Source organism: Streptomyces atroolivaceus, assembly GCF_000717025.1.
Lineage (GTDB): Bacteria > Actinomycetota > Actinomycetes > Streptomycetales > Streptomycetaceae > Streptomyces > Streptomyces atroolivaceus.
The window spans coordinates 303,027-328,906 of the sequence record NZ_JNXG01000004.1 but is presented as its reverse complement, the minus strand read 5'-3'; the positions used below and the strand labels follow the sequence as shown (position 1 = coordinate 328,906).

The following is a 25,880-nucleotide window of genomic DNA, read 5'->3' as shown; positions in this document are numbered from 1 at the left end:
GACGTCACGCTTCTGACTCGAAGCACCGAAGCGGAGGAGTTCCATGGGACGCAAATCGCGCAAGAAACGTTCGACACCGGCCAACCGGGCCATCGCCGCCGCGGCCGCGCTGATTCTGGGCGGAGGCGGGCTGGTTGCCGTCAACGTCTACGCGAGCGCCGGAGAGGGCGGGTCCGGTTCGCCTCCGGGGCAGGCCCGGACCGCGGCCCGACAGCTGTCCACGATCGACTGCCCGGACGCCGGGATCTCCCTCCCCGGTGTACCGGACGGGGCCCGGCCGGAGGTCGACCGCGAACTGGCCGCCATGGACACGCAGATCACCGACGCGTACCGGCAGTTCGCGGACCGCAAGGAGCGGATCGCCCGGGATCCGGCTCTCGCCGAGAACGCGGTGCTCGGTCCGCTGCGGGCCAAGCGGGCGGCCAGTCTCGACCGGATCGGGATCGCCGTCGAGCGCGCGGACGGCGACCGGCCGCAGGGCCTGGAGGGGCTGGCGGGATGCAGCCTGCGTGCCGACGACGCCGATGGCCGGGGCGGCGGCCAGGAGGGCGCGCCCGGCGGTGACGGTGACGGCGGTTCCGGGGACGGTGACGGCGGGCAGGACCCCGGCGAGGGCGCGGACCAGGGGCAGGACGGCGGTCAGGGAGAAGGGGACCAGGACGGCGGCCAGGGCCAGGAGGGCAACGGCCCCGAGGCATCCGACTTCGTCGACATCCGGTCCGTCCGGCCCGATGCCGACCGGCCCCGCAACCGGCGGGGCGCATCCCGCGGAACGTTCACCACCGACTGCGGCCGCAACGAGAACGGCAAGTTCAACCCGGACAACGTCATCGCCGCACCCGGGGTGGGCAACGGCGCCCACCACATGCACGATTACGTCGGCAACCAGGCCACCGACGCCTTCTCCGGTGACGACGACCTGGCGGGCGGGGAGACGACCTGCCGGAACCAGGGCGACAGGTCGACGTACTACTGGCCCGTGCTCCGCCTGCAGAACGGCCAGGACGAGAACGACGTGGACGCGGACGGCGGCGGCAAGGACCAGAACACCGGGGAGATCCAGACCCCGTCCCAGGTCACGCTGCGGTTCGTCGGGTCCCCCGCCGGGAAGGTCACGGCCATGCCGCGCTTCCTGCGGATCATCACCGGGGACGCCAAGGCGTTCACCAATGGCGATGCCAACGCCAACGCGTCCTGGAGCTGCACCGGATTCGAGGACAGGCAGCTGCGGGACAGGTATCCGATCTGTCCGGAGGGCAGCCAGGTGGTGCGCTCCTTCGCCTTCCAGAGCTGCTGGGACGGACAGAACACCGACAGCGCCAACCATCGCACCCATGTGGCCTTCGCCGAGGACGACGGGCGGTGCCCGGACGGCTTCAGGGCCATTCCGCAGCTGGTCCAGCGCATCGTGTACGACGTCCCTCCGGGCCCCGGCTTCGCGGTCGACTCCTTCCCGGAGCAGCTGCACAAGCCCGTCACCGACCACGGTGACTTCATCAACGTGTTCGACGACAAGCTGATGAGGAAGGTGGTGAGCTGCATCAACGGCGGACGTAAGTGCCGCTGACGCGGCGGCCCCGGCGGCGTCGTCCGCCCCTTGAACCTGCGCGGTCAGCTCTTGTGGTGACCGGAGTGCCCTTCCTCGCTCCCCCCACCGCCACTGTTCCCCGAGTGGTGCGGCGAGGCGGTCTCCACCGTCCCCCCGAGCCGGCCGCGCAGCGCCGCGACCACGTCCGCGTCACCGACCGCGACCCACTTCCGGCCGACCAGGTACGACCCGCCGTAGTCGTTGGCCTCGTTGATCCACTCCCGTTGCCCTCGGTCGGTGGCGAAGGTGGCCAGGACGTAACGCCCGTCTTCGGTCGTGCAGTTGGCCCTCCTGAGCTCCTGCGCGTCCGTCTGCACGTCCGGCTCGCAGTGCGCCTTCGAGGCGAGCTGCTCCAGGGTCCCGCTCGCGGTGGGGGGCACGGCGGGCTTGTCGTCGCCGTCCGCTCCCCCGCCGCACGCGGTGAGCAGGGCGAGCCCCGTCAGCACGGCCGCGGATGCCCGGCGGGCCCGTCCTCGTCGCCACTCCAGCAGCTCCACCATCCGGCCATCGTGCCCCGGCGCTCCGGCTCGCGCGGGCGAATCGCACAACCCGCCCCGGGTCGCGTGCGCCGGAGTGACCATCGCACCATTCGCTCGTTCAGCTGAACATGTCCCCTCTGCGAGCAGTACCGCCGTCCGCCGGCCGCCCGTACGCGGAGCGGGCCGCCGGGCTGCGTGCCGAGGCGGCGCCCGCCGAGCACTACGTCCGGCTGGCGCGGATCGCGTATCTCGTGCTGGCGCCCTCGCTCGGCCGCAACCGCCGGGTGCTGTCGGCCCACTGGCTGGCCCAGCGGGCTCTGGCCGGCCCGCAGGACGCGGACCCGGGCCGCGCGTATGCCTGTGTGCGGCTCCGGGTGCTGCGTTCCGCACTGGAGACGGGCCTGCCGCTGCTCCGGTTCGCCCTGCCTCGGCGGGCCCAGTTCCCGCCACTGGTCCCCCAGGTATGGGGGCTGCGGCTGCTTCCGCGCGCCTGCGGCGCGGACGAGCTGGCTCTGGAGCAGGCCCTGGCCGAGGTGTCCGGGCCGTGCCGGGCCGCACATGTACTTCGAGGGCTCGAAGGGCTCGACGACGCCGAGGTGTGCCGTGTTCTCGACGCGGCGGGCGTCACGGATCCGCGGGCGGCGCTGCTGGAGGCCGGTGCGCTGACCGCACCCCACGCCCTGCTGGCCTCGCCCGAGTTCGACCCGTGTTCCCTGCAGGTCAGGCCGGCCGATCCGGCCCGGCGCCGGAGGGGCGGGCGCACCCTCCTGGCCGGCGTCGGCGCGCTCCTGGTCTGCGGGACGCTGCTCCTGCTGCCGGGGGACGGTCTGGGCGGACCGCGCGCCGCTTCCGCGCCGCCCTACTCACGCCACCACACCGCCCAGCAGGCCCTCGACCCGGCCGCGTTGCGGCGGGTGCCCGACAGGCTCTGGCGGGTCTCCACGCGCAGGGACTTCACCGTGTGGCCCACACGCGGAGACCGGACCAGGGACAACCGCCTCCTGGGCCGTGCCCTCGCCGCGTGGGCGCGCCCCGGCCCGGCGGTGGTCTCGTCCTCGACGCCCGGGACGCCCGACGGCCCGCCGACGGGACCGCCGCAGCTGCTGTACGCGGGTGAGGTCGACGCGGCCGCGGTGGTGCTGCTCCACGACGGCCTGCGTGTCGTGCGCTACGCCGAGCCGCGCAACGCTGATCCGTCCGGGGGCGCCGCGCTGGACTTCGCCCGGGTGGACGGCGCGGACGCGGTGGCGGCGGGCGCGCTGGTGGTGCAGCGCCGCGCCGGCCGGATCCGCTATCTGACCGCGCCGTGGATACGGGAGGCCGGCATACGTGACCTGCTCGCACCCCGTGAAGCGGCACGGCCGTTGCGCCGCGACCGTCACGGTGTGACGGATCCGCTCACGGAACCGGAGGCGGACGGTGGGGCGGACTGCCGTTCCTGGCAGGTCCTGGAGTTGCGGGACGGCACGGCGGCGCGCCTGATGGCGGACCTCGGTGAGCTCACTCCGGTGCGTCTCACCTCCGGCGCGCCGTCCGCTCCGCACGACGTGTCGGGGCGGGCCGAGCGGGAGAGCTGGGCGCGCACCGCCTGTCTCCTGCCGGCGGTCCGGTCCAACGGTGTCCGGTCGGTCAACTCCTGGCGGTACGCCAGGCAACGGCTGCCGGAGGGCGGGGGGCACGCCCTGTGGTTCTGCACCAGGGCGGACACCTGGCGGGGTACGGGCAGCAGGGTGCTGGCACAGTTCCAGGCCCCTCCGGAGCTGTCGGGCGGAGCCGGGGCCCCCGGGGCGGTCGCGGCACGTGCCGAGGACTCCCCGGACTGCGGGATTCGCAGACCGCTGGTGCTGGCCGGCGTGCTGTGGAGGTCGGGCGGCGGGCGGTGGTACGTACTGGCGGCGGGCTCACGGCAGTTCGCCTCCCTCACCGCGAGCGGAGGCGTCCAGGGCCGGGTGGACGGACGGCTGCTGGCGCTGCCGGCCGGGGAGGGCGACCGGCCCCGCCTCGACGGGGTGCTGACGGACGGCAGCCGGGTGAGCGCGCTGCGCTGAGCCAGGGGCCGGCGGCGGGAGTGCGACGGAGGGCCGCCTGGCCTGCCCGGTTAGGCTGTCCTTCATGACGACCGGGGTGCGGCGCCGGATGGGTGTCGACGAGCGCAGGGCCCAGTTGATCGGCGTCGCACTGGAGTTGTTCAGTCACCGTTCGCCCGACGAGGTGTCGATCGACGAGATCGCGGCGGCCGCCGGCATCTCGCGCCCGCTCGTCTACCACTACTTCCCGGGGAAGCGCAGCCTGTACGAAGCGGCGCTGAAGCGGGCCGCCGACGAGCTGTCCCGCCGCTTCCTGGAGGCGCACGAAGGGCCGCTCGGCGCACGGCTGATCCGGGTGATGCACCGGTTCTTCGACTTCGTCGAGGAGCACGGTCAGGGCTTCTCCGCGTTGATGCGGGGCGGCCCGGCAGGCGGTTCGTCCACGGCCAACGCCCTGGTCGACGGAGTGCGGCAGGCGGCCTACGAGCAGATCATCGCGCATCTGGGCGTCCCGTCCCCGCCCGCCCGGCTGGAGCTCGTCGTGCGGTCCTGGGTTTCACTGGCCGAGTCGACGGCGCTGCTCTGGCTCGACGGGAAGCACGTTCCGCGTGCCGAGCTGGAGTTGCAGCTGGTGCACGACTTCGCGGCCCTGGCGTCGGTGAGCGCCGCGTACGACCAGGAGATGGCCGGAATCATGCTGCGGGTCTTCGCGCAGGAGCCGTCGGACGGCCCGCTGGGTGAACTGCTCACCAGGCTGTCGGTCCTGGCACCCGCCGCACCGGCCGTCCCGTCGCAGCGGCTGCCTCAGTTCTTGCGGTAGGACGCGTCCAGGTCGCGGACCTCGGCCGAGGCGTGCACGGTGAGGCCCTCGACGGGCTTCAGGTGGCCGGCCAGCAGCTCCAGGACGGCTTCCGTCAGCCGCGCCTTGGTCTCGGGGGTCCGGCCCGGAAGCATCGCGATCGAGACGTTCACGAGGGAGTCGCCCGTCGCGGCGTCACCGACGACGGAGTCCTCGGCCCGGCGGAACCGGGTCTTGCAGGCGGGGACCTTGGTCGACACGGTCTCGGCGACCAGCGGGTGCAGGGCCAGCGCGAAGCCGCGGCGGTCGAAGCTGTCGTCGAGCTCGGCGGAGTAGTCGACGGTGATCTGCGGCATCAAGCGCTCCTGATTGCGGGTACCAGTACGTATACGTGTACGGCGTGCAAGCACGTGTACGGCTTCAGCTTCGCCTGATCGGGCCGCACGCACAAGAGACGCACCCACGACGCGGACCGGCCGGTCCCCGGGCTCCGGGCCGACGAGGGCACGGAGCCGGAGACCGGCCGCGGGGACGGAGGCGTCAGCGCTGGGAGAAGACGGCCACCGTGCGTCCCGGCACGGTGAAGCTGCCCGACTTCCCTTCGTACGCGGACCTCTTGACCACGGCGTCCGCTCCATCCGCCTGGACGGGGTGCAGCGCGTACGCCTTCCCGGCCAGCTCGGGGATGTCCTGACTCCGCGTACCCGGCGTGGCGTTCATGACGACGACCAGCTCGCCCAGGCGCATGGTGATCACCCCGGGGGTCTCCTCCTTGCCGGAGAGCGGGAAGGACAGGGTGTCCTGCACCTGCTCGGCGGTGGCGAGGCCGAAGTCCTTCTCGGTGGTGCGGATGGTGAGCAGGTCCTGGTAGGCGGCGGACGCGCCCGTGATCTGCGCACACCCGGGGTTCAGCGCGGCGGAGGCCAGCAGCGGCTTGCCGTAGGACCACTTGTCCTGGTTGTCGGCGGCGGGCGGCAGCCCCCGGCCGAAGCCGTTGCCCTTGCGGCAGTCCCAGTGCAGTGCGTTGAACCAGTCACCGCTGTCGTAGGAGTTGCGGTCCAGCGACTTGGAGCGCAGCAGGTCGGTGCCGGCCTGGGAGAGCGCCGGCCCCTGCGAGAGCACGGCGGTCGCCATCGCCACGACCTGCATGCGCGCCCGGTCGGCTGCCGTGGTGTCCGCCGGCAGCTTGAAGGCGAGGGCGTCGTAGAGGGTCTCGTTGTCGTGGGCGTCGGCGTAGGCGAGGGCGTCACCGGGCGCCGCCGCGTATCCGGCGGGGGCCCCGTTGTAGTCGACGGCCGAGCCCTTGACCGTACGGCCCTGGGTGTCGGTGAAGGTGTAGTCGGCGAGGTTTCCGGTGAGTCCGACCTTGATCAGGTCCTGGTAGTGGAGCAGCCGGGCCTTCTGTTCGGCCTCGGTGCCGTTGGCGGCCGAGGTGTTGGGGTCGGTGTAGAGACCGGAGGCGAAGCCCTGGACACCGGGGTCCTCGTCGAAGGGGCCGCCGCCGCGCACGGCGTCACGGGCCCGGTCGGAGAAGGTGGCGATGCCCGTGCCGGCCATGTTCTTCTGGGTGGCCTGGACGAAGCGGGCGTCGTCGGCGATCTCACCGAAGTTCCAGCCCTCGCCGTACAGGATGATCTTCTTCCCGTCGACGCCGTCCTCGGCGACGGTCAGCTCGTCGAGGGCATTGCGGACCGCGAGGATGTTGGCCTTGGGGTGGTGCCCCATCAGGTCGAAGCGGAAGCCGTCGACCTTGTACTCCTTCGCCCAGGTGACGACCGAGTCCACGACGAGCTTGCCCATCATGGTGTTCTCGGGCGCGGTGTTGGCGCAGCAGGTCGAGGTGGCGACGGTGCCGTCCTCCAGGAGCCGCTGGTAGTAGCCGGGCACGATCTTGTCGAGGACGGACTTGTCGTCCTGCCCGGAGGCGACGGTGTGGTTGTAGACGACGTCCATGACGGTCCGCAGCCCGGCGCCGTTGAGCCCCTGGACCATCTGCCGGAACTCGACGGTGCGCTTCGTGCCGTCGGGGTCGGAGGCGTAGCTGCCCTCGGGGACCGTGTAGTGCAGGGGGTCGTACCCCCAGTTGAAGGCGTCCTTGGCGGCGGCCTTCGAGACGCAGGCCTGCTGCTCCTCGGAGTCGGGGGCGTAGACGGACAGGTCGCAGGCCGGCTGCTGCCGGTCGGACTTCTTCTCGGGGATGGTCCCGATGTCGAAGGCGGGCAGCAGGTGCACGTAGCTGGTGCCGGAGTCCGCGAGCTCCTTGAGGTGCTTCATCCCGTCGGAGCGGGCGTCGGTGAAGGCGAGGTACTCGCCGGGGTGCTTCGACGTGGTGTCCGTGACCGAGAAGTCGCGGACGTGCAGTTCCTGGATCTGGGCGTCCCGCAGCGGGGTCGCGGCGGGCTTCCGCAGGCCGGACCAGCCGCGCGGGGCCAGCTTCGGGTCGTCGAGGTCGACGACGAGGCTGCGGGCGGAGTCGGTGGTCAGGGCGGTGGAGTAGGGGTCGGTCACCTTGTTGGTGACCAGCTTCTGGACGGTGGGCGCCCAGACCTGGACGGAGTACCGGTAGGGCTTGCCCGTCCAGGACTTCTTCCCGGTGACCGACCAGACGCCGGTGCGGTCGTCGCGCCGCATCGGGAGTGTCTTCCCGTCGAGTTCGAGGGAGACGGTACGGGCGGTGGGCGCCCAGACGGAGAGCGTCGGGCTTCCCTTGCGGAAGACGGGGCCGAGGGCGGCGCCGCTCGCGGCCTTCCCGTACAGCTCGTCCAGGATGCCCGCGGTCTGCACGCCGGTCGCGGCGAGCAGGGCGCCGTTGGCGGCGCGCTGGGTGGCGATCAGCTGGCCGCGCAGTGACTCACGGACCCTGTCCCGGTCGCGGGTGTCGACGGTGAAGGCCGGATAGTCCTTCAGGTGCGGGTACTTCGCCTTCTGCGTGTCGGTCAGTTCCGTGGCGCCGAGCCGGAGCCACTGTCCCTCGTCGGAGAGCGCCCCGTCGACGACGGAGATGCCGCCGTTCTTCGCGTACACGAGCTGCTGGCTGGTGGCGTCGGTGGCCTTCACCTTCCAGACGACGGTGTTCGCGTCGATCCACTGGGCCTCGGCCTTGGTGAGGTCGGGCGTCGGCACGCCTCCGGCCTGCGGCAGCAGGTAGCCGGGCTTCCCGCCGAGCATCCAGACCTCGTGCCCGTGCGACGCGATGTCCAGGGACTGGTCGCTGGGGAGGTCCTTCTCGTCGCCCTTGTGGAGGATGTAGCTGAGCGAGGTGGCGCCGTCGGTGAGGGGGACCTCGAAGGTCACCCCGTAGGCGTCGGTCTTCACGGGCCGCAGGGGCTTGGCCCAGTCCGTGGGGGCGGCGGCACCGGTCCAGGTGTGCAGGCCCCAGCCGTCGTAGTCACCGTCGGCGCGGTGGTAGTGCAGGACGGCCTTGGTGGTGTCCTGCGGCGGGGTCTCGGGAGCCTCGGTGGCCTGCTCGTCCTTGCCCTGCTCGATCCAGACCTGGCCGGTCCTGGCGAGGTCGACGGTGCGCTCGGGGCCGTCGGCGGTCCCGTCCTTCTCGACCGTGTACGGGACGGAGGAGGCGCCCTCCTCCAGGTCGATCCAGGCGAAGGCGCCGTAGGCGTCCCGGCCGATGAAGTCGGCCTTCTTGTCCCCGGACTTCAGCTGCCAGCCCTCGTAGTCGCCGTCCGCGCGCTTGTAGTGGACGACGGCGTGGTCACGCTCGACGGCGACGGGCTTCGGGGCGGGCGGCGCCTGGCCGGCGGTCGTGGAGGCGAGGGCGCTCGCGGTACGTCCGGCGCGGTCGATCACCACGGCCTTGTACCGCAGCGGGGTCCCGGCCTTCACCGAGTCGTCCAGGTGCTGGGTGACCTTGTACGGGGCGTGGTCGGCGGAGCCGAGGGTGGTCCACTTGCCGTTGCCGGTCTGCGCGGCGAAGACGACGCGGTTCAGGTCTCCGCCGTCCACGTCGGCGCTGATCTCGACGGTGCCGGTGGCTCCGGCGGCCGGGGCCTTCAGGGTGACCGACGGCTTCGCGGCGGGGGCGCCGAGCGGCTTGTCGGCGCGGAGCACGACGCTGGACAGCGCGGGCACGGTGACCTCGGCGGTCTTGTCCGATCCACTGCGGACGCTGCCGGAACCGCCGTACAGCGTGCGGAAGTTCATGCCGGCCGACTCGGTGGTGATCTCGACGGTCTTCGCCTCGGTGGCGTTGTTGGCGGCGACGACGTACTCGTACGGGCGCTTGGTGTCCGTACGCGAGAAGGCGTGGACGGAGTCCTTGGCGTAGCGCTCGGTCTGCACGCCGTCGCGCAGGGCCGGGTGTTCCCGGGTGAGCTTCGACAGGGCAGAGACGGACCGGTAGAGCGGGTGCTCCGTGTCGTACGCGTCGGAGGCGTGCGTGCGGTCGGTGCCCAGCTGGTCGTCGTCGAGGTAGTCGGCGGTCTTCGAGGCGAACAGCGTCTGACGGGCGTCCTTGTCGCCGCCCGCTCCGGTGTAGCCCTGTTCGTCGCCGTAGTAGATCACCGGGTTGCCGCGGCCGAGGAACATCAGTTCGTTGGCGAGGCGGGCACGGTCCAGCAGCTCGGCGTCGCCGGCCTTCGGGTTGTCCTGCTTCAGGAAGGCGCCGATCCGGCCCATGTCGTGGTTGCCGAGGAAGGTCACCTGCTCGTAGGCGTTGGCCTTGTCGGTGGTGTAGCGGTAGTCGTCACCGTAGACCGCGGCGAGCTTCGAGGCCGGCGCACCCTGGGAGGCGTACTGCCGGGCGGCTTCCTGGAAGGGGAAGTCGAGCGTGGCGTCGAGCCTGCCCCGTGTCACGTAGGGCGAGGTGATCGCCGTGTCGGCGGAGTAGACCTCGCCGAACATGAAGAAGTCGTCGCGGCCCCGCTTCGCCGCGTATCCGTCGAGCGCGGTCGCCCACTGGGTCCAGAAGTCGAGGTCGACGTGCTTGACGGTGTCGATGCGGAAGCCGTCGATGTCGAAGTCGCGGACCCACTTCTCGTAGATCTTCTCCATGCCGGAGACGACCTCGGGGCGCTCGGTCCACAGGTCGTCGAGGCCGGAGAAGTCGCCGTACTCGGTGGACTCGCCCGCGTAGGTCGAGTCACCCCTGTTGTGGTACATCGTGCTGTCGTTGAGCCAGGACGGGACCTTCTTCCCCGTGTTCTGCGGGGTGTACGGGAAGGAGCCGGCGTCCACCTCCTCGACGCCCCGGGTGTCGTCGAAGGGACGGCCGGTCCTGTCGAGGTACGGGAAGGCGCCCTTGGGTTTGTAGCCGTACTTCTTCTCGGCGTAGTCGACGGTGTCGGCCGTGTGGTTGGTGATGACGTCGAAGAAGACCTTCATGCCCTTGCCGTGGGCCTTGTCGATCAGCTTCGTGAGGTCGGCGTTGGTCCCGAAGTGGGGGTCGACCTGGGTGAAGTCGGTGATCCAGTAGCCGTGGTAGCCGGCCGAGGCGTTGTCACCGGTGCCCTGGACGGGCCGGTTCTTGAAGATCGGGGCGAGCCAGATCGCGGTGGTGCCGAGGCCCTTGATGTAGTCGAGCCGCTGGGTGAGGCCCTTGAGGTCGCCGCCCTGGTAGAACCCCTTGTCCGTGGGGTCGTAGCCGGTCTCCAGCCGCGAGCCGGTCAGCCCGCCCCGGTCGTTGGAGGTGTCGCCGTTCGCGAACCGGTCGGGCAGCACGAAGTAGAACTGCTCGCGGGTCAGGTCGTGCCGGGCCGGCTCCTTCGCGAGTTTCGCGTCCGAGGGCGGTGACGGAGGTCTGGGCGCGGCGGACGCGGAGGCCGCCGGTACGACGGGGAGCAGCGCCGCGCACAGTGCGGCGACGGCTCCCCGCCGGAGGGTGGTTCGGGACACGGGCGGGTACTCCTCGGCTTTCGGGTGTGGGTTCGGAGGCGCGGGCCGGGGGCGCGTCACGCGCGCCCCCGGCCCGGTGGCCGGTGCGGGTCAGCTGCGCCAGACGTCGGCGGTCAGCGCGACCTTTCCGGAGGACGGCACGGTGGCGGTGCGGTTGGCGCCGCTCTCCCAGGTGACGTTGCCGCTCGCGTCCTTGCGGAGGTACTTGTACGCGAACGTGGTGCCGGCCGGCAGGGCGACGTCGAGCTTCCAGACGGGGTAGGTCGCCGGGTCGAGCTTCAGCGCGCTGCCGGCCGCCCAGTTGCCGAGCGCGGCCTGGTTGCCGGTGACGTGGATGTCCTGGCCGAGCTGGGTGGTGGCGTTGACGCCGAAGGAGGCGCCGGACTGGCCGGTTCCCGGGTCGGGGTTGCCGCCCCCGGAGCAGGTACGGGCGTTGACGTGCAGCGCGACGGCGGTGCCGGAGCCGAGGGTGGCGGTGAACTGCCCGGAGCCGTTCACGGTGACGCCCTTGCCGGACTGGACGTCGCAGTAGTCACCGGCGGGCAGCGACGTCTGGAACGTACGGGTCAGCGAGGAGCCCTCGTGGTTGAGGGCGACGTACGCCTTGGAGCCCCGGCCGAAGGCGATCTGGTCACCGCCGTTGTCCCACCAGTTCGAGACGGCCTGGCCGCGGGCGGCGTTGCGGAAGCCGACCATGGAGGAGATCTCGCGCCAGGCGTGCTGGCACTTCCAGCCGTCGCTGTAGCAGGCGTTCACCTGGCCGCCGTTGGGCGGGCCGGCGTCGTGGCTGCTGAACTCGTAGCCGGAGTGGACGTCCGGGGAGCCGTAGGGATGGGCCAGCATGAAGACACTGGCCAGGGTGTACTTCGACCCGTCCTTGTAGTTCAGGGTGTCGCCGCCGCGCTCGGTGTCGTGGTTGTCGACGAAGACGGCGGACCTGCCGGACTCCATGAAGCCCCAGCCCTCGCCGAAGTTCCGGAGGTTGGCGAGGTTCTCGTTGTTGAAGACCTGCTTGAGGCTGCGGCCGTAGCGGAACTCCTGGACGTCGCCGCTGCCGAGGTACTCGGAGGGCGAGACGGCCTCGCCGGCTCCGTGGATCGCCTCGTGCTTCCAGTACACCCCGGTGTTGCTGAGCCGGGACTTGATGTTCGCGAGGTCTGCGGCCGGCATGTGCTTGGCGGCGTCTATACGGAAGCCGTCGACGCCGAGGGAGAGCAGGTCGTTGAGGTACCCGGCGATCCTGCCGCGTACGTAGTCCTCGCCGGTGTCCAGGTCGGCCAGACCGACCAGTTCGCAGTTCTGGACGTTGCCCCGGTCGCCGTAGTTGTTGCCGATCTGCGTCTGGCAGTCGTTCATGTCGTTGACCGAGTAGAGCCCCGGGTAGTCGTACTTGGTGTACGAGGAGCCGCCCGTGCCGGTGCCCGAACCGGCTGACATGTGGTTGACGACCGAGTCGGCTACGACCTTGACGCCCGCGCTGTGACAGGTGCTGACCATGTTCGCGAAGGCGGTTCGGTCACCGAGGCGTCCGGCGATCTTGTAGCTGACGGGCTGGTAGGAGGTCCACCACTGCGCACCCTGGATGTGTTCCTGGGGCGGTGAGACCTGGACGTACCCGTAGCCGGCCGGCCCGAGGCTGTCGGTACAGGCCTTGGCCACGGAGGTGAACTTCCACTCGAACATCACCGCGGTGACGTCCTTCTCGCCGGGCGGTGCGGCCTGGGCGGTCCCGGCGGTGCCGAGCCCGGTGGGGATGGCGAGGACAGCGGCGCCCATGGCGAGGGCGAGCGCGCCAGACAGGGGTCTGCGTGCCATGACTTTCCTCCTGCGGTGGGGGAAGTGCGGGGATGGCGGAGCAGCCTCACGTGGCAACGCGCCGTGCCCTCAAGGCTCATGAAGGTTCTTGCAGCAAGGATGCAAAACCCCATGTGCGGCAGACCGTACGAGCCTGACCTGCGCAGGTCAACCCCCTGGACACGACGCGATAACATCCCGCTCACATCCACGAAATCTCGGAGATTTCTTCCTGCAAGGCCTTACGCAAGATATTGCGCGGCTGTTAGGTTCATCCCGACTCCGGCCCGGCCGGCCGGGGGCCGGTACGCCGGCCCCACGCGCCCGGCCGGCCGGGCCGGTCACGCCAAGGAGAGGCCCCGGAGTCGCTTCCCCGCCGGCCCAAGCCTGGGCCGACTCCGGGGCCTCTCCTGTGCGCGGCCGGGCTGTCCTGTCCACCGGCCGCGTCACCCGCGGCTCGGCCCGGCCCCACCGGCCGGCTTCTCCCCGCGGTTCCTCACCGGTCATGATGGGCGGCCGGGCGGGGGCTCCTCCATGACCCCAAGGCTGACGACTGCAACAACGTCCTTGGGGAGATGGCATGTCGCGTACCGGGGTCTACCTCGCACACCCACGGCCCGGCAGCTTCAACCACGCGGTCTTCGACGCCGTGGTGCAAGAGCTGCGCGACCGCGGGAGCGACGTGATCGCGCACGATCTCTGCGCGGAGGGATTCACCCCCGGGCTGTCCGCCGACGAGACGGAGACGGTCCGGGCCGCCTCGGACTCCCCTGATGGGCAACTGTCGTTGCACCGGGCGGAGGTGGCCACCCTCGATGCCATGGTGTTCATCCACCCCAACTGGTGGGGGATGCCACCCGCCGTCCTCACCGGGTGGGTGCAGCGGGTGCTGATGCCCGGCGTCGCCTACAAGCTGGCCGCGTCGGACGGAGAACCCGAGGGGCTGCTGAAGGCCGGCCGCGCCCTCGTCCTGAACACCTCCGACACTCCCGCCGACCGCGAGGAAATCGAGTTCGGGGATCCGCTGGACAAGATCTGGTCGGCATGTGTCCTGCCGTACGTGGGAGTCACCGACGTACGCCGGGTCGTCTTCCGTACCGTCACCGACTCCTCCGACGAGGCACGCGAATCCTGGCTGCGCGAGGCACGCGATCAGGCCGCCGCGCTGCTGGTCTGACGTGAACGGCGGGTCCGGCACACCTGCCGTCACCCGCTTGCGGAGGTCTCCTCGCGGAAGATCTCCTCGGCGGAGGTGACGTGGGCGGCAGCCCTGAGCCACTGGCGCAGCTGTTCCGGGTCACCACAGGCGGTGATCTTCTCGCGGGTGGCGTCGGGGACGTCGATACCACGCGCGCCGAGGAGGAGCAGGATGGACTCGGCGCGGCCCTGAACGCGGCCCTCCTCGCGAATCTCCTCGGACAGGGGCGAGATATAGAAGGAGAGATCGGCCACCAGTACCTCCCATGTCGTGCGGGCGAGGCCCGTGTCGGTGCGCCGAACAGGGGCACGACACGGGAACGACGTCACCGATCGGCGGCGGTCTCCTCGTCGAAGATCTCGTCGGAGGTGGTGACGAACGCTGCCCGCACCAACCAGCGGCGGAGCACTTCCAGGTCACCGCAGCTGGTGACCTTCTCACGGGTGGCGTCAGTGATGTCCACACTGCGTGCGCTGAGAATGAGCAGAACATCCTCGGCGCGGTTCTCAACTCGGCCTTCGTCCCGGATTTCCTCTGAGAGCGGCGAGGTGTAGAAGGAGAGATCCACGGCCACCAGGTTCCTCCGCTGTTGCGCGGCGGGGCGGTTCCCCAGCCCTTGTGCGATGAATTCGACGAGTGGTTCGACGAGCGATTCCGGTGCGTCACGCAGGGCGACGGACATCGTCTTCAGTATCGCATCGACGCCCGGATTGTCAGCGTGTGTGATCGCCGAAAGGGTGGCGAACGCCAGGTCTTTGCGGGCTTCCGCCACGTTGGTGATGATGGGCATGTTGTGCGGGCCCGCCACGAGGGGGCGCGTGGTCACGGTCGGCCACTGGGGCAGGCCGATGGTGAGAGGACGGGCCGCCCATGCGGCGGTCGCGTGGTCCTGGCAGATCACGAGGAGCAGGACGGGGAGCCGGTACTTGTTGTTGAGGTACGTGACGTAGTACGGCCAGCTGACTGTTTTGCCAGGATCCTGCTTGCCCTGGGCTTCGACGACGAGGAGAAAGGGGCCGTCGTTCTCCGTCCTGATACGCAGGAGGGTGTCGACGCGACGTTCGAGCGGTTCGGTTTCAGTGAGGTCGACGGTCAGAAGCTCTGCCGAAGCGACGGGCGGCAGTTCGAGCCCGAGGACGTCGGAGAGCCCGGAAAGAAGGCTGGGATATTCCTGGAAGACGCGGTGCATCGCTTCGTGCGGTGCGCTGACCATGGGTTTCCGTTCGGGCTCAGGCGGCTGTGGGCAGGTCGGTGCGGCAGTCGCGGCAGTGGCCGGGGTGCCGCGAGCGGAACGCGCGGTCGCAGCGGTCGCAGTTCTGCAGCGGGATGACGATCACTCGAGGGCGCGCGGCCTCCAGTTCGTGCGTGCCGGGCAGCGGCGGCGGCAGAAGGGTTGTGAGAGGGACGGGGAGGTCGGTGGTGAGCGCGTGCCGGATGGTGTCGGCGTGGGCATCTCGTTCGAGCCAGGTGACGATTCCTGGCACGAGAGTCCGGATGTCCTCCTCGGACAGGAGGAGTTGGGGCGCGTGACGTCGCAGGTTGGAGAGCAGCGCGGCAGCCACGCTCTGAAGCTCCGGGGTAAGGGCCTGCGGTTGCGGGAGCGGTGCTGGAGACGCTGTACGGGCGGTAGGTGACGGTACGACCACGGCGGCGGGCGGCGGCGCGGGTTCGGGAGGCGCCGTCAGTGGCGGCCTCGCCGCGATCACCGGCGCGGGCACGGCCGTGCTTCGCGCGGACCGAGGTTGAGCGGCCGTTGTTGCGGGAGCATCCGCGCCTGGTTGGTTGTACGAGACCGTACGCGTCACAATGCGGCCGTCGGCGAGGCGCACACGGCTGCGGTGCAGGTAACCGGCCGCCCCCAGCTCCCGCAGGGCGGCAGCGATGCGGGTCTCGCTCTCCGGGAAGCGTTCGGCGAGACGCTTGATGCCGATCTTCGCTCCGGCCGGCAGCGACTGGATGTGCACGGCCAGGCCGACCGCGACGAGGGAGAGGCCCCGGTGCTGGGCCAGGTGATTGCCGATGACGGTGAAACCTGCGGTGTGCCGGACGTTGCTGTGGATCACGCCGGATGCACCGGGCTTGACGCACGGGGGCGCGGTAATCTGCTGGGTACCCATCGGGAAGCCTCTACTTCCTCGGTGGTCAGGCCCTCGATCGGGATGCCAGTCCCGTCGGGGGCCGTCGCATGTCTGTGGCGGTCGGGGCGAGCATATGCCCGGCAACACGTGCCAAATCCAGCTCAGTTGCGTTATGTCACCCGAGTGAGTGACGAAACGGGCATGAGGGCGGGTGGGGTGGGGAAGGGTTGTTTCCCTGGTTCTTTAAAGGCTTTTGGACATCGCGGGCCACCGCGTCACGGCCCACCGGGTCGTGGAACCCCGCGACCCGGTGGCGTCGGTCACCGCACGAGGTCGAGTTCGGCCCAGACCGTCTTGCGCGGGGCAGTCCCGACATCGATGCCCCAGCGGTCCGCAAGCGCCTCGACGATCAGCAGACCGCGCCCCGACTCCGCGTCACCGGCGGGCACATCGACGGCTCCGGGCGCAGGAGGCAGGCGCTCGCCCCGGGTGTCGGTGACCTCGATACGGAGGAGCGCATCGCGGTGGACCATGAGGTCCAGCCTGAAGTCCCGGCCTGATACGCGGCCGTGCACGGCCGCGTTCGCAGCCAGTTCGGCCACGACGTTCACCGCCGGCTCCGTGGGCAGCCCCCACTCACCCAGGTGTGCGGTGGCGAGCAGACGGGCGAGCCTGGCGCCCCGGCGGGTGGGCGAGAGCAGCACGGTGAACTGCCGCGTCGGAGCGGAATGTTCGGTTCGAGTGATTTCTTCGGTCACGTCACTCAGCGTGGCCCTTCTTGCTTACCGTGAGGAGCAGCAGGCCGGTTACGTACGGTGATTGTCCCGGCCTTGTCCAGTGCTGTCCCGACTGTCCTGGGTGACTCGCGGGGGATCACAGAGGTTGGTGCAAGAACGGCTGATGCGTCAGAAGTGGGGCACGAATGAGCGTGGATGAGGCTGGTACGGCACGCGGGAACGACGGAACGGACGAGCCCGGCTGGGAGGTCGATCCCGACGACGAGCCGGGAGCGGCGGTGGTCGCCTCCGTGGGCCGCCAGATCAAGGCCTGGCGGGAGGCGGCAGGCATGCGGGCCGGTGAGTTCGGGGCTGCAATCGGGTACGGGGAGGACCTGGTCTACAAGGTGGAGGGCGGAAGGCGTATCCCCCGGCCTGAATTCCTCGACAAGGCGGACACGGTGCTGGGAGCAGGCGGCAAGCTAGCCATGTTCAAGAAGGAAATGGCTGAGGCCCGGTATCCGAGGAAGATTCGAGAGTTGGCGAAGCTGGAGGCACGGGCTGTAGAGCTCTCGGCCTACGGCAGCCATAACTTCCACGGCTTGTTGCAGACGGAGGAATATGCGCGGGCATTGTTCGGGATGCGGCGGCCTGCATTCTCACCGGACGAGGTGGAAAGGCTGGTGGCCGCTCGCGTCGCCCGTCAGTCCATCTTCAATCGTTCACCTGCGCCTGAGCTCAGTTTTGTCCAGGAAGAGGTGACTCTGCGACGCCACCTCGGGGGCAGAATGGTCCTGCGCCGGCAGCTCCAACGCCTGCTGCAACTTGGGCAGTTTCGCAATGTCGAGATCCAGGTCATGCCGACCGCACGCGATGACCATGCCGGTATGGGAGGGGAGATGCAGGTGCTGAAGTTCGGGGACGGCTCGGCCGTGGGGCGCTCCGAAGGGGACTTCGGAAGCCGCCCGATCGCGGACCCGAAGCACCTCCGGATCATCGAACTCCGGTGTGGCATCATCCGGGCTCAGGCTCTCACGCCCCGGGAGTCACTGGCCTTCATCGAGCAAGTGCTAGGAGAGACATGACCCACAAACCCTCCGCCGGAGAATCCACGGAGCTTGAGTGGTTCAAGAGCAGCTACAGCGACAGCAGCAACAGCAACGAGTGCGTCGAGATCGCGACCACACCCGGCGCCGTACACGTGCGCGACTCCAAGGACCTGCCCGGCCCCCGCCTCGGCTTCACCCCCGCCACCTGGGAAGCCTTCGTGACGTACGCATGCGGGAGCTGACCACCCCCGACGGACAGGTCTGTAGGGGGCGGCGCACGGGCGGCTGCCGCCGGCCGGTGGCGTTTCGGTGGACGAGCTCGTAGCTTGTGCGTCCGTGACCGTGCACGCCACTGCCTCGACAGCCACGACTGGGAGAGGGCGCTTCAGCCCGGGTGGTCACGCACCACAGCTCGGACCTCATGAGGGACCCGTTCCGGTTTCCGGACGACGGATCCGCCGCCCTCAGGTGTGAAGCGTCGCCTGCTCGCGGAGGGCCTCGACGAAGGTCGCGACGTGCGGGTGGTCGTGGCGGCCGAGCGTGGCGACGCCGATGTGGCGGGCCGGAGCCGGGGGCTTGACCGGGACGGTGTGCAGACCCGGCACCGGCGGGACGAGCGCGATGGAAGGGATCAGGGAGATCCCGATTCCCGCCGCGACGAGCGAGCGCGCGAAGAAGTAGTCGGTGGTGGTGCCGCGCACATCCGGTTCGAAGCCCGCCTGCTCGGCGTAACGGCGCAGGTACGCCTCGGTCTTGAGGCAGCCGAGCACCCAGGGCTCGGCTGCCAGCTCGGCGATGTCGAGCGACCGGTGGCCGGCCAGTCGATGCCCCTCAGGCATGACGACGTGCAGGGGATCTTCCATGACCGGGGTCCACCGCAGGCTGGAGCTCTGACCCGGCCCGACGGGCAGCGGACCGTCGAAGTGGTAGGCGAGTGCGAGGTCGACAGCACCCTGGCGAACGAGGGGCAGAGTGTCCTCGGGCTCTCCCTCCCTGACGTGGAGCACGGTGCTCGGATGGCTCGCCATGAGCCGGGGGAGAGCGCCGGGCAGCAGGTGCCTGCCGCCGCTGGTGAAGGTGGCGACGGTGAGCTGTACGCGCCCTGTACTGAGCCGGTCGACCTGTTGTCTCGCCTGTTCGAGCTCGGCTGCGACGGACTCGGCGGCCCCGACCATGATCTGGCCGGCTCGGGTGAGGATGACCCCGCGGGTGCTGCGCGTCACGACCTGAGCACCGAGGCTGCGCTCCAACACCGCCACGTGCTGGGAGACGGCGGAAGGAGTGAGGCGGAGCACCGCAGCCGCCTTGCTGAAGCTGCCGTGGTCCGCCACCGCCCGCAGGATGCGAAGCCGCTGCACATCGATCAACAGTTTTCCTTAAGGCGGTCCCAGTAAGCCGGCACTTCTGTTGATGACGATAGGTCCCCAGGATGGGGGCATGCAAAGGATCTGCGTCATCGGCGGAAGCCGTTACTTCGGAAAGCTCCTGGTCACGCGCCTGCAGGCGGCCGGCCATCACGTCACTGTGATCAACCGCGGCTCCACCCGGCCGCCCGCCGGTGTCGAGCACCTCGTCGTCGACCGCAACGACGAGGCCGCTCTCCTCGCCGCGCTCGGCTCCCGCACCTTCGACGTGGTCGTCGACCAGGTCTGCTACACCCCGGTGCAGGCCGCGATCGCCGCCCGCGCCTTCGCCGGCCGTACCCGGCGCTGTGTCATGACGTCCACGATCGAGGTCTACGATCCGGCGACCGCCGCGCTGCCGGCTGTGCCGGCGGGTACTCCGGTGCCGGAGGGGAACGTGGACCCGCGCACCTGGCGGGTGGCCATGGACCTGCCCTGGCACGACGAGGCATACCTGGAGGCGCACTACGCCGAGGGAAAACGCCAGGCGGAGGCCGTCTTCACCCGGGACGGTGGCTTCGTGTTCGCCTCCGTGCGTTGCGCGCACGTGCTCGGCGGCGGCGCGCAGGAGTTCACCGGCCGGCTGGCGCACTACACCGAGCGCGTCTGCCGGGGCGAAGAGATCACCGTGCACGCGCAGGCGCTGCCCACGGTGTTCATCCACTACGAGGAGCTGGCGGACCTGCTGCTGTGGGCGGCCACCGCCGGCGACTTCACGGGTCCGGTCAACGCCTGCTCCGACGGCCTGCTCGACGTGCGTGACCTGGCTGCGGTGGTCGCCGCGCAGACCGGCAGGGATCCCGTCCTCCGGGCCGTCGCAGCGGGCGGGACGGCTTCGCCGTTCTCCTTCGACCGCCATTACGCCATGAGCAACACCCGTGCGAAGGAGCTGGGCTTCACCTTCTCCCGTACCGCCGACTGGCTGCCCGGCGCCGTCGCGGAAACCGTCGCCGCAGCCGCCGAGCCCGCCGCATCCGCCGCATCCGCCGCGCCCGTCGCGCCCGTCGCGCCCGTCGCGTAAGGAGTTCGACCGCCATGCAGTACCGCACCATCGCGGACACCGCCGTCAGCGCCATCGGCCTGGGCGCCATGCCCCTGTCCATCGAGAACCGCCCGGACGAGGCGCGGGCCGTCGCCACCGTCCACGCCGCCCTCGACGCCGGCGTCACCTTCGTCGACACCGCCGACAGCTACCACTGGCACGCCGGGGAGGCGGGTCACAACGAGCTTCTGATCGCCCGGGCCCTGGCCCGTTACGGCGGGGACACCTCCGACGTCCTGATCGCCACCAAGGGCGGTCGTGGCCGGCCCGGCGACGGCAGCTGGACCGTCGACGCCGATCCGGGCCACCTCAAGCGCGCCGCCGAAGCCTCCGCCAAGCGCTTGGGGGTCGAGGCCATCGGTCTGTACCAGCTGCACAAGCCGGACCCTGCCGTGCCGTGGACGGAGTCCGTCGGCGCTCTGCGCGACCTGCTCGACGCCGGCACGATCCGCGCCGCCGGCATCTCGAACGTGACCACGGGCCAGATCCGCCAGGCGCATCAGATCCTGGGCGACGGACTCGTCTCGGTGCAGAACCGGTACTCGCCCGCCGTCCGCGACAGCGAGCCCGAGCTGCGGCTGTGCACCCGGCTGGGCCTGGCGTTCCTGCCCTGGAGCCCTCTCGGTGGCATCTCCCGCAGCTCCCTCGACGGCCCCTCGCGTCCGACGTCCGCCGGCACCGCCTTTCAGCGCATCGCGGCCGTGCGCGGCGTGAGCCCGCAGCAGATCGCCCTGGCCTGGCTGCTGAGCCGCTCCCCGGCGGTGATCCCGGTGCCGGGAGCGAGCCGCCCGGCCTCCGTCCGGGACGCGGCCCGTGCCGCGGAACTCCAGCTGAGCTCGGGGGAACTGGCCCAGTTCGAGGACGTAGTGGGGGTCGAGGAACATCGGAACGAAAACCGGCGCTGAGCCTCGCTCGGCCCTGGTGGGCGGCTGACGGGGTGTCGGCGAGGGACCCGGCCCAAGTCGTTTCGCAGATGACGCCCACTTGTCTGCGGGACAGCTGATCGCGCCCTGCGGGAACGGCCGCCCGTCCTCGCGCCGATCGACGGCAGGCGTCGAGATCGGCCACGTTCGGCCTCACGGCGCTGACGCAAGGGCGAGCGGGGCACCTCCCTCGGTGCGCGGACCGGCAGTGTGCCGACGCCTCTCCAGGAGGCTGGAGGCAGGAGGCAGGAGGCAGGAGTCAGGAGGCTGTCGACCGCTGCTTGCACGCGGAGCGAGCACTCATACCTCGTCGCAGCCCAGCCAGTGGGCGATGTCGGCGATGACGGCGGGGTCGACGTGCTGCGGAGTTCCGTACTCGGCGGGGGTGGACGGTCCTGCGCCGCGGAAGAACAGATGGTTGTCGGCCTCGTAGACACGGATATCGGCTTCCGGGCGGCCGGCCAGGCCCGTCCGCCATCGCGCCAGGTCGTCGGCGACGGTGACCTGGTAATCGCGCCCTCCCTGGAGGATGAGCATCGGCTTGCCGAGTCCGGCCGCGATCGCGACCGGGTCGTAGTCGCGCAGTTCGAGCCAGTACGGCGCGGACAGACCGAACGGCAGATCCGCTGCGGGGGTCGAAGGCGTGAGGTCCGCGCTGTCGACCAGGGCGGCCTGCTGTCGGAAGGTCTCGACAGCGGCGGGTGGGACCTGGTCGGGGAGCACGGTGGCGAGGTAGCTGACGACGCGGACAGCGGCGTGGTGCATCGGCTGCGTGTCCCCGGCCATGATCACGAGGCCCGCCACCGTGGGAGCGGCGACGGCGACGGCGGGGGCGACCTTGCCGCCCATGCTGTGGCCGAGGACGAAAACCCGCTCGGGGTCCACCGACCGGTGGCGGCGGAGCAGGGCGACCGCGTCGACGGCGTGCGGCACGTATTCCTGCGTCATCGTCAGCTCCGATGCCGCGGCGACATCGCGGTGGGCGAATGTCGCCTTGTCGAAGCGCAGTACCGTCGTCCCGCGGCCGGCGAGCCCCCAGGCCAGGTCCTTGAGCGGTCTGTTCGGCCCGCTGGTCTCGTCGCGGTCGAACGGCCCGCCACCGGCGAGCAGCACCACGCCGGGGCCGGGAGTCCGCCCCCGGGGGACGCTCATCGTGCCCGGTACGGCGAGTGGGCCGGTGCCGACGGTGACTTCGTGTTCACTGAAGCGGTCGGGCTCGGCATAGGGCGGCGGCGTCCAAGCGAGTTCTGAGCCGGTCATGGACTCTGTCGCAGCGCTGGCAGGCATCCCATCACAACCTTTCTCAAGAAGTGCGAACGGTAGCACGGCATGAGATCATTGCGGGATGGATGCTTTCGAACTCTTGGCACACCCGGTGCGGTTGCGAGTGATTCATGCGATGTCCGGAGGCAGGGAGCTGACCACCGCCGAGCTCTGCGACCGCATTCGGGACGTCTCGAAGGCCACGGTCTACCGGCACGTCGACCTGCTCGCGGCCGGAGGGGTCCTGGAAGTCGCCCTGGAGCGACGTGTGCGCGGCGCGGTCGAGCGCCGCTACCGGCTGCGCCGCGACCGCGCGGGGATCGATACGGACACGGCCGGTTCACTCTCGCTCGACGACCATCGCGGTGCGTTCGCCCACGCTCTGGCGGCGCTGGCCGCCGAATTCACCGCGTATCTCGGCCGTGACGCCGCCGACCCGGTAGCCGACCAGGTCGGCTACCGGCAGCATGCCGTCTGGCTCGATCCTGGGGAACTGCGCGGGATGATCGAAGGGATGCGGGAGGCGATCGCCCCCCACCTGGCGAACGAGCCATCACCCGGCCGCACGCAGTACCTGATCAGCCCGATCCTCTTCCCCGTCGAAGCACCGCCCACCGGGACCGGCACCGATCACACCGCTGCGGGCGACCCGAGCCCGGGCCCCGGCAGCTGAGCAAAGTCCACCACTGCCCCTGTGCCCGGCCTGCCCCGGAGCTCAGTACGGCCGATTCCCCCGAGGTGGTAGCGCCGCCGGCACGGAGGATGACCGTGGGGCAGCCTCCGGGGGCATACGCCGGCGGGCCGGGCACGCGAAGGGCCGGATCCCCCCTCCGGACCCGGCCCTTCACTTCCCGCACCCGCACCCGCTCAGGCGGTGCGCACCGCCGCCGTGGACCCGCGCACCACGAGCTCCGGCTGGAACACGTACTCCGTGCGCTGCACGGGGCTTCCGCCGATCTCCTCCAGCAGGGCACCGACGGCGGCCGAGGCCATCGCCTGGACCGGCTGGCGCACCGTGGTCAGCGGCGGGTCGGTGAACGCGATGAGCTGCGAGTCGTCGAAGCCGACGACGGAGACGTCGCGTGGCACGTCCAGGCCCCTCCCCCGGGCCGCCCGGACGACGCCGAGCGCCATGAGGTCGCTGCCGCAGACGATGCCGGTGCACCCCTGGTCGAGGAGGGCTCCGGCCGCGACCTGTCCGCCCTCGACGCTGAACAGGGTGGAGCACACCAGCAGTTCGGCCTCCTCACGGTCCATGTCCAGCAGCGAGACGGCCGCGTCGACGAAGCCGTCGCGCTTGCGCCGGGAGGGCACGTAGCGCTGCGGTCCGATCGCCAGGCCGATCCGCCGGTGCCCGAGCTCGGCGAGGTGGCCGACGGCCATCCGCACGGCGGCCTGGTCGTCGGGCGAGACGAACGGGGCGCTGATGCGCTCGTTGTAGCCGTTGATGAGGACGAACGGCACGCCCCGGTCGGTCAGCGCGGCGTAGCGCGCCGGGTCGGCCGAGGTGTCGGCGTGCAGGCCGGACAGGAAGACGATGCCGCCCACGCCACGCTCGACGAGCTGTTCGACCAGCTCGTCCTCGGTGGCGCCGCCGGGCAGCTGGGTGCAGAGCACCGGCGTGTAGCCGTGCCCCGCGAGGACCTGCTCCACGGACTGCGCGAACGCCGGGAAGATCGGGTTGGTGAGTTCGGGTGTCACCAGACCGATCAGCCCTGCGCTGCGCTGCCGCAGCCGTACGGGTCGTTCGTAGCCGAGGATGTCGAGCGCCGCGAGCACCCGCTGACGCGTGGTGTCCGCGACGCCCGGCTTCCCGTTGAGCACCCGGCTGACGGTGGCCTCGCTGACCGCGGCCTGACCGGCGATGTCGGAGAGCCGCAGCGCCGGTCCGGTCCTGGGTGCGGGGACGGTCACACCGTCCACCACACCGTGGTGTCGGCGGGCAGCTCGAACGTGGTGCCCTCGACGGTCACCGGGGCGCTGGCGAGCAGCAGGGTGCCGGGGACGGTGATCCGCACCGGGGCGCCTGTGGTGTTGACGGTGCAGGCGAAGCCGGGGCGGCCGAGGGCGAGTACGCCTTCGGGGGCGTCCAGCCACTCGACGTCCGTGCCGGCGCCGAGCCCCGGGTGCTCACGCCGGGCCGCGATCGCGGCCCGGTAGAGCTCCAGTGTGGAGCCCTCCGTGCCGGACTGCGCCTCGACGGAGAGCGTGCCCCAGCTGCCGGGCTGTGGCAGCCAGCTGCCGCCGTCGCCGAAGCCGTACGAGCTGCCCTCGCGGGTCCACGGGATCGGCACGCGGCATCCGTCGCGGAAGCCGTCCTGACCCTCGGCGCGGAAGAAGGACGGGTCCTGGCGGGCCTCGTCGGGCAGGTCGGTGACGTCCGGGAGGCCCAGCTCCTCGCCCTGGTAGACGTAGGCGGAGCCGGGGAGGGCCAGCATCAGCAGGGTCGCGGCGCGCGCCCTGCGCAGGCCGAGCTCGCGGTCGCCGGGGGTGCGGATCTGGGTGCCGAGACCGGGCGGGTTGCCGAAGCGGGTGGTGTGCCGGGTGACGTCGTGGTTGGAGAGCACCCAGGTGGTGGGCGCGCCCACCGGACGCATCGCGTCGAGCGAGGAGTCGATGACCGCGCGCAGCTCGGCGGCGTCCCAGGCGGTCGACAGGTACTGGAAGTTGAAGGCCTGGTGCATCTCGTCGGGGCGCACGTAGTTGGCGGTGCGCTCGACGGTGGGGGTCCACGCCTCGGCCACCAGGATGCGGTCGCCGGGGTACTCGTCGAGGATGGTGCGCCAGCTGCGGTAGATCTCGTGCACACCGTCCTGGTCGAAGAACGGCATGACATCGTTGCCCAGCAGTTTCAGCTGGTCGTGCGATCCGAGGTCCGGCAGGCCCTCCGCCTTGACGAGGCCGTGGGCGACGTCGACGCGGAAGCCGTCGACGCCCATGTCGAGCCAGAAGCGCAGGATCGAGCGGAACTCGTCGGCGACGGCCGGGTGTTCCCAGTTGAAGTCGGGCTGTTCGGGCGCGAAGAGGTGCAGGTACCACTCGCCGGGGGTGCCGTCCGGGTCGGTGGTGCGGGTCCAGGCGGGGCCTCCGAAGATGGACTCCCAGTCGTTCGGCGGGAGTTCGCCGTCGGCGCCCTTGCCGGGGCGGAAGTGGTAGCGCTCGCGCAGGGCCGATCCGGGCCCCTCGGCGAGGGCGCGCTTGAACCACTCGTGCTGGTCGGAGGAGTGGTTGGGCACCAGGTCGACGATGATGCGGAGCCCCAGGCCGTGGGCCTCGCGGATCAGCGCGTCGGCGTCGAGGAGCGTGCCGAACATCGGGTCGATGGCCCGGTAGTCGGCGACGTCGTAGCCCGCGTCGGCCTGCGGCGACGCGTAGAAGGGGCTGAGCCAGACGGCGTCGACGCCGAGGTCCCTGAGGTACGGGAGGCGCGCGGTGACGCCCGCGAGGTCGCCCATGCCGTCGCCGTTGCCGTCGGCGAAGCTCCGTGGGTAGACCTGGTAGATCACCGCGTCCTGCCACCAGCCGGTGCGGTGGCCCGGGGCGTCGTCGGACGTGCCGGTGGAGGGGGCAGCGAGGTGCTGGGTCATGTCGTCCCTGGGGTGTCTGGGTGGGGAGCGGCGCCGGGACCGGGTCGGGGTTCCGGCGCCGCCGTGACGGGTGCGGTCGTACGGTCG

At 70.8% G+C, this 25,880-nt stretch carries 21 protein-coding genes; 9 read left to right on the top strand and 12 right to left on the bottom strand.

The window, feature by feature from the left end:
• Window positions 1-43 precede the first annotated feature (43 nt).
• Entirely contained in the window at window positions 44-1,567 is a 1,524-nt protein-coding gene (locus OO67_RS13065; protein ID WP_033299908.1) for a DUF1996 domain-containing protein, read from the top strand.
• A gap of 44 nt (window positions 1,568-1,611) precedes the next feature.
• Here OO67_RS13065 and OO67_RS13060 read toward each other — a convergent pair whose 3' ends face one another.
• On the bottom strand, window positions 1,612-2,088 hold the full coding sequence (locus tag OO67_RS13060; protein ID WP_051709331.1) for a hypothetical protein: 477 nt from the start codon (window positions 2,086-2,088) through the stop codon (window positions 1,612-1,614).
• A 107-nt stretch (window positions 2,089-2,195) separates the two neighbouring features.
• Between OO67_RS13060 and OO67_RS13055 the strand changes: the two genes are divergently transcribed.
• Both OO67_RS13055 and OO67_RS13050 read left to right on the top strand, forming a co-directional pair.
• Window positions 2,196-4,115, top strand: coding sequence for a hypothetical protein (locus OO67_RS13055; protein WP_033299906.1), 1,920 nt, complete (start codon window positions 2,196-2,198; stop codon window positions 4,113-4,115).
• A gap of 64 nt (window positions 4,116-4,179) precedes the next feature.
• Complete coding sequence (locus OO67_RS13050; protein WP_033299904.1) at window positions 4,180-4,914, top strand: TetR/AcrR family transcriptional regulator; 735 nt, start codon at window positions 4,180-4,182, stop codon at window positions 4,912-4,914.
• On the opposite strand, the gene OO67_RS13045 is transcribed toward OO67_RS13050, so the two are convergent.
• The 3 genes from OO67_RS13045 to OO67_RS13035 all read right to left on the bottom strand — a co-directional run bounded on the left by OO67_RS13045 (window position 4,899) and on the right by OO67_RS13035 (window position 12,555).
• Window positions 4,899-5,249, bottom strand: a complete 351-nt coding sequence (locus OO67_RS13045) for a 5-carboxymethyl-2-hydroxymuconate Delta-isomerase (RefSeq protein ID WP_033299903.1) — start codon at window positions 5,247-5,249, stop codon at window positions 4,899-4,901. The two genes, OO67_RS13050 and OO67_RS13045, sit on opposite strands and share 16 nt — an antisense overlap.
• A 184-nt stretch (window positions 5,250-5,433) precedes the next feature.
• A complete protein-coding gene (gene pulA, locus OO67_RS13040) occupies window positions 5,434-10,740 on the bottom strand; it encodes a pullulanase-type alpha-1,6-glucosidase (RefSeq protein ID WP_033299902.1) in 5,307 nt (1,768 codons plus the stop codon).
• A 90-nt stretch (window positions 10,741-10,830) separates the two neighbouring features.
• A complete protein-coding gene (locus OO67_RS13035; protein WP_033299901.1) occupies window positions 10,831-12,555 on the bottom strand; it encodes a carbohydrate-binding module family 20 domain-containing protein in 1,725 nt (574 codons plus the stop codon).
• Between the two features lie 559 nt (window positions 12,556-13,114).
• On the opposite strand from OO67_RS13035, the gene OO67_RS13030 reads away from it, so the two are divergent.
• Entirely contained in the window at window positions 13,115-13,711 is a 597-nt protein-coding gene (locus OO67_RS13030) for an NAD(P)H-dependent oxidoreductase (protein ID WP_033299899.1), read from the top strand.
• A 29-nt stretch (window positions 13,712-13,740) separates the two neighbouring features.
• Here the strand turns inward: OO67_RS13030 and OO67_RS13025 are convergent, their stop codons facing one another.
• The 4 genes from OO67_RS13025 to OO67_RS13010 form a co-directional block, all read right to left on the bottom strand.
• On the bottom strand, window positions 13,741-13,986 hold the full coding sequence (locus tag OO67_RS13025; protein WP_033299897.1) for a hypothetical protein: 246 nt from the start codon (window positions 13,984-13,986) through the stop codon (window positions 13,741-13,743).
• A 71-nt stretch (window positions 13,987-14,057) separates the two neighbouring features.
• Entirely contained in the window at window positions 14,058-14,945 is an 888-nt protein-coding gene (locus tag OO67_RS13020) for a hypothetical protein (RefSeq protein ID WP_033299895.1), read from the bottom strand.
• 16 nt (window positions 14,946-14,961) lie between these two features.
• Window positions 14,962-15,849 (bottom strand): DNA-binding protein, encoded by an 888-nt coding sequence (locus tag OO67_RS13015; protein WP_033299893.1) that lies wholly within the window; start codon window positions 15,847-15,849, stop codon window positions 14,962-14,964.
• Between the two features lie 281 nt (window positions 15,850-16,130).
• Window positions 16,131-16,568: an ATP-binding protein gene (locus OO67_RS13010; RefSeq protein WP_033299891.1), complete on the bottom strand. Its 438-nt coding sequence runs from the start codon at window positions 16,566-16,568 to the stop codon at window positions 16,131-16,133.
• Between the two features lie 164 nt (window positions 16,569-16,732).
• On the opposite strand from OO67_RS13010, the gene OO67_RS13005 reads away from it, so the two are divergent.
• Window positions 16,733-17,611: a helix-turn-helix domain-containing protein gene (locus OO67_RS13005; protein WP_033299890.1), complete on the top strand. Its 879-nt coding sequence runs from the start codon at window positions 16,733-16,735 to the stop codon at window positions 17,609-17,611.
• On the top strand, window positions 17,608-17,817 hold the full coding sequence (locus OO67_RS13000; RefSeq protein WP_033299889.1) for a DUF397 domain-containing protein: 210 nt from the start codon (window positions 17,608-17,610) through the stop codon (window positions 17,815-17,817). Before OO67_RS13005 ends, OO67_RS13000 begins: the two co-directional genes overlap by 4 nt.
• Window positions 17,818-18,039: 222 nt before the next feature.
• On the opposite strand, the gene OO67_RS12995 is transcribed toward OO67_RS13000, so the two are convergent.
• Entirely contained in the window at window positions 18,040-18,942 is a 903-nt protein-coding gene (locus tag OO67_RS12995) for a LysR family transcriptional regulator (protein ID WP_033299887.1), read from the bottom strand.
• A gap of 70 nt (window positions 18,943-19,012) precedes the next feature.
• On the opposite strand from OO67_RS12995, the gene OO67_RS12990 reads away from it, so the two are divergent.
• A complete protein-coding gene (locus OO67_RS12990; protein ID WP_051709330.1) occupies window positions 19,013-19,999 on the top strand; it encodes an NAD-dependent epimerase/dehydratase family protein in 987 nt (328 codons plus the stop codon).
• A 14-nt stretch (window positions 20,000-20,013) separates the two neighbouring features.
• A complete protein-coding gene (locus OO67_RS12985; RefSeq protein WP_051709327.1) occupies window positions 20,014-20,925 on the top strand; it encodes an aldo/keto reductase in 912 nt (303 codons plus the stop codon).
• 318 nt (window positions 20,926-21,243) lie between these two features.
• Here the strand turns inward: OO67_RS12985 and OO67_RS12980 are convergent, their stop codons facing one another.
• Window positions 21,244-22,203 carry an alpha/beta hydrolase family protein gene (locus tag OO67_RS12980; protein WP_244300163.1) on the bottom strand — a complete coding sequence of 320 codons (960 nt, stop codon included), beginning with the start codon at window positions 22,201-22,203 and terminating at the stop codon, window positions 21,244-21,246.
• An 85-nt stretch (window positions 22,204-22,288) separates the two neighbouring features.
• Between OO67_RS12980 and OO67_RS12975 the strand changes: the two genes are divergently transcribed.
• Entirely contained in the window at window positions 22,289-22,879 is a 591-nt protein-coding gene (locus tag OO67_RS12975) for a helix-turn-helix domain-containing protein (protein ID WP_051709325.1), read from the top strand.
• Between the two features lie 194 nt (window positions 22,880-23,073).
• Here OO67_RS12975 and OO67_RS12970 read toward each other — a convergent pair whose 3' ends face one another.
• Window positions 23,074-24,132 (bottom strand): LacI family DNA-binding transcriptional regulator, encoded by a 1,059-nt coding sequence (locus tag OO67_RS12970; RefSeq protein ID WP_033299886.1) that lies wholly within the window; start codon window positions 24,130-24,132, stop codon window positions 23,074-23,076.
• On the bottom strand, window positions 24,117-25,793 hold the full coding sequence (locus OO67_RS12965) for a glycoside hydrolase family 13 protein (protein ID WP_033299885.1): 1,677 nt from the start codon (window positions 25,791-25,793) through the stop codon (window positions 24,117-24,119). The genes OO67_RS12970 and OO67_RS12965 overlap by 16 nt, the downstream gene beginning before the upstream one ends.
• Between the last annotated feature and the right edge of the window lie 87 nt (window positions 25,794-25,880).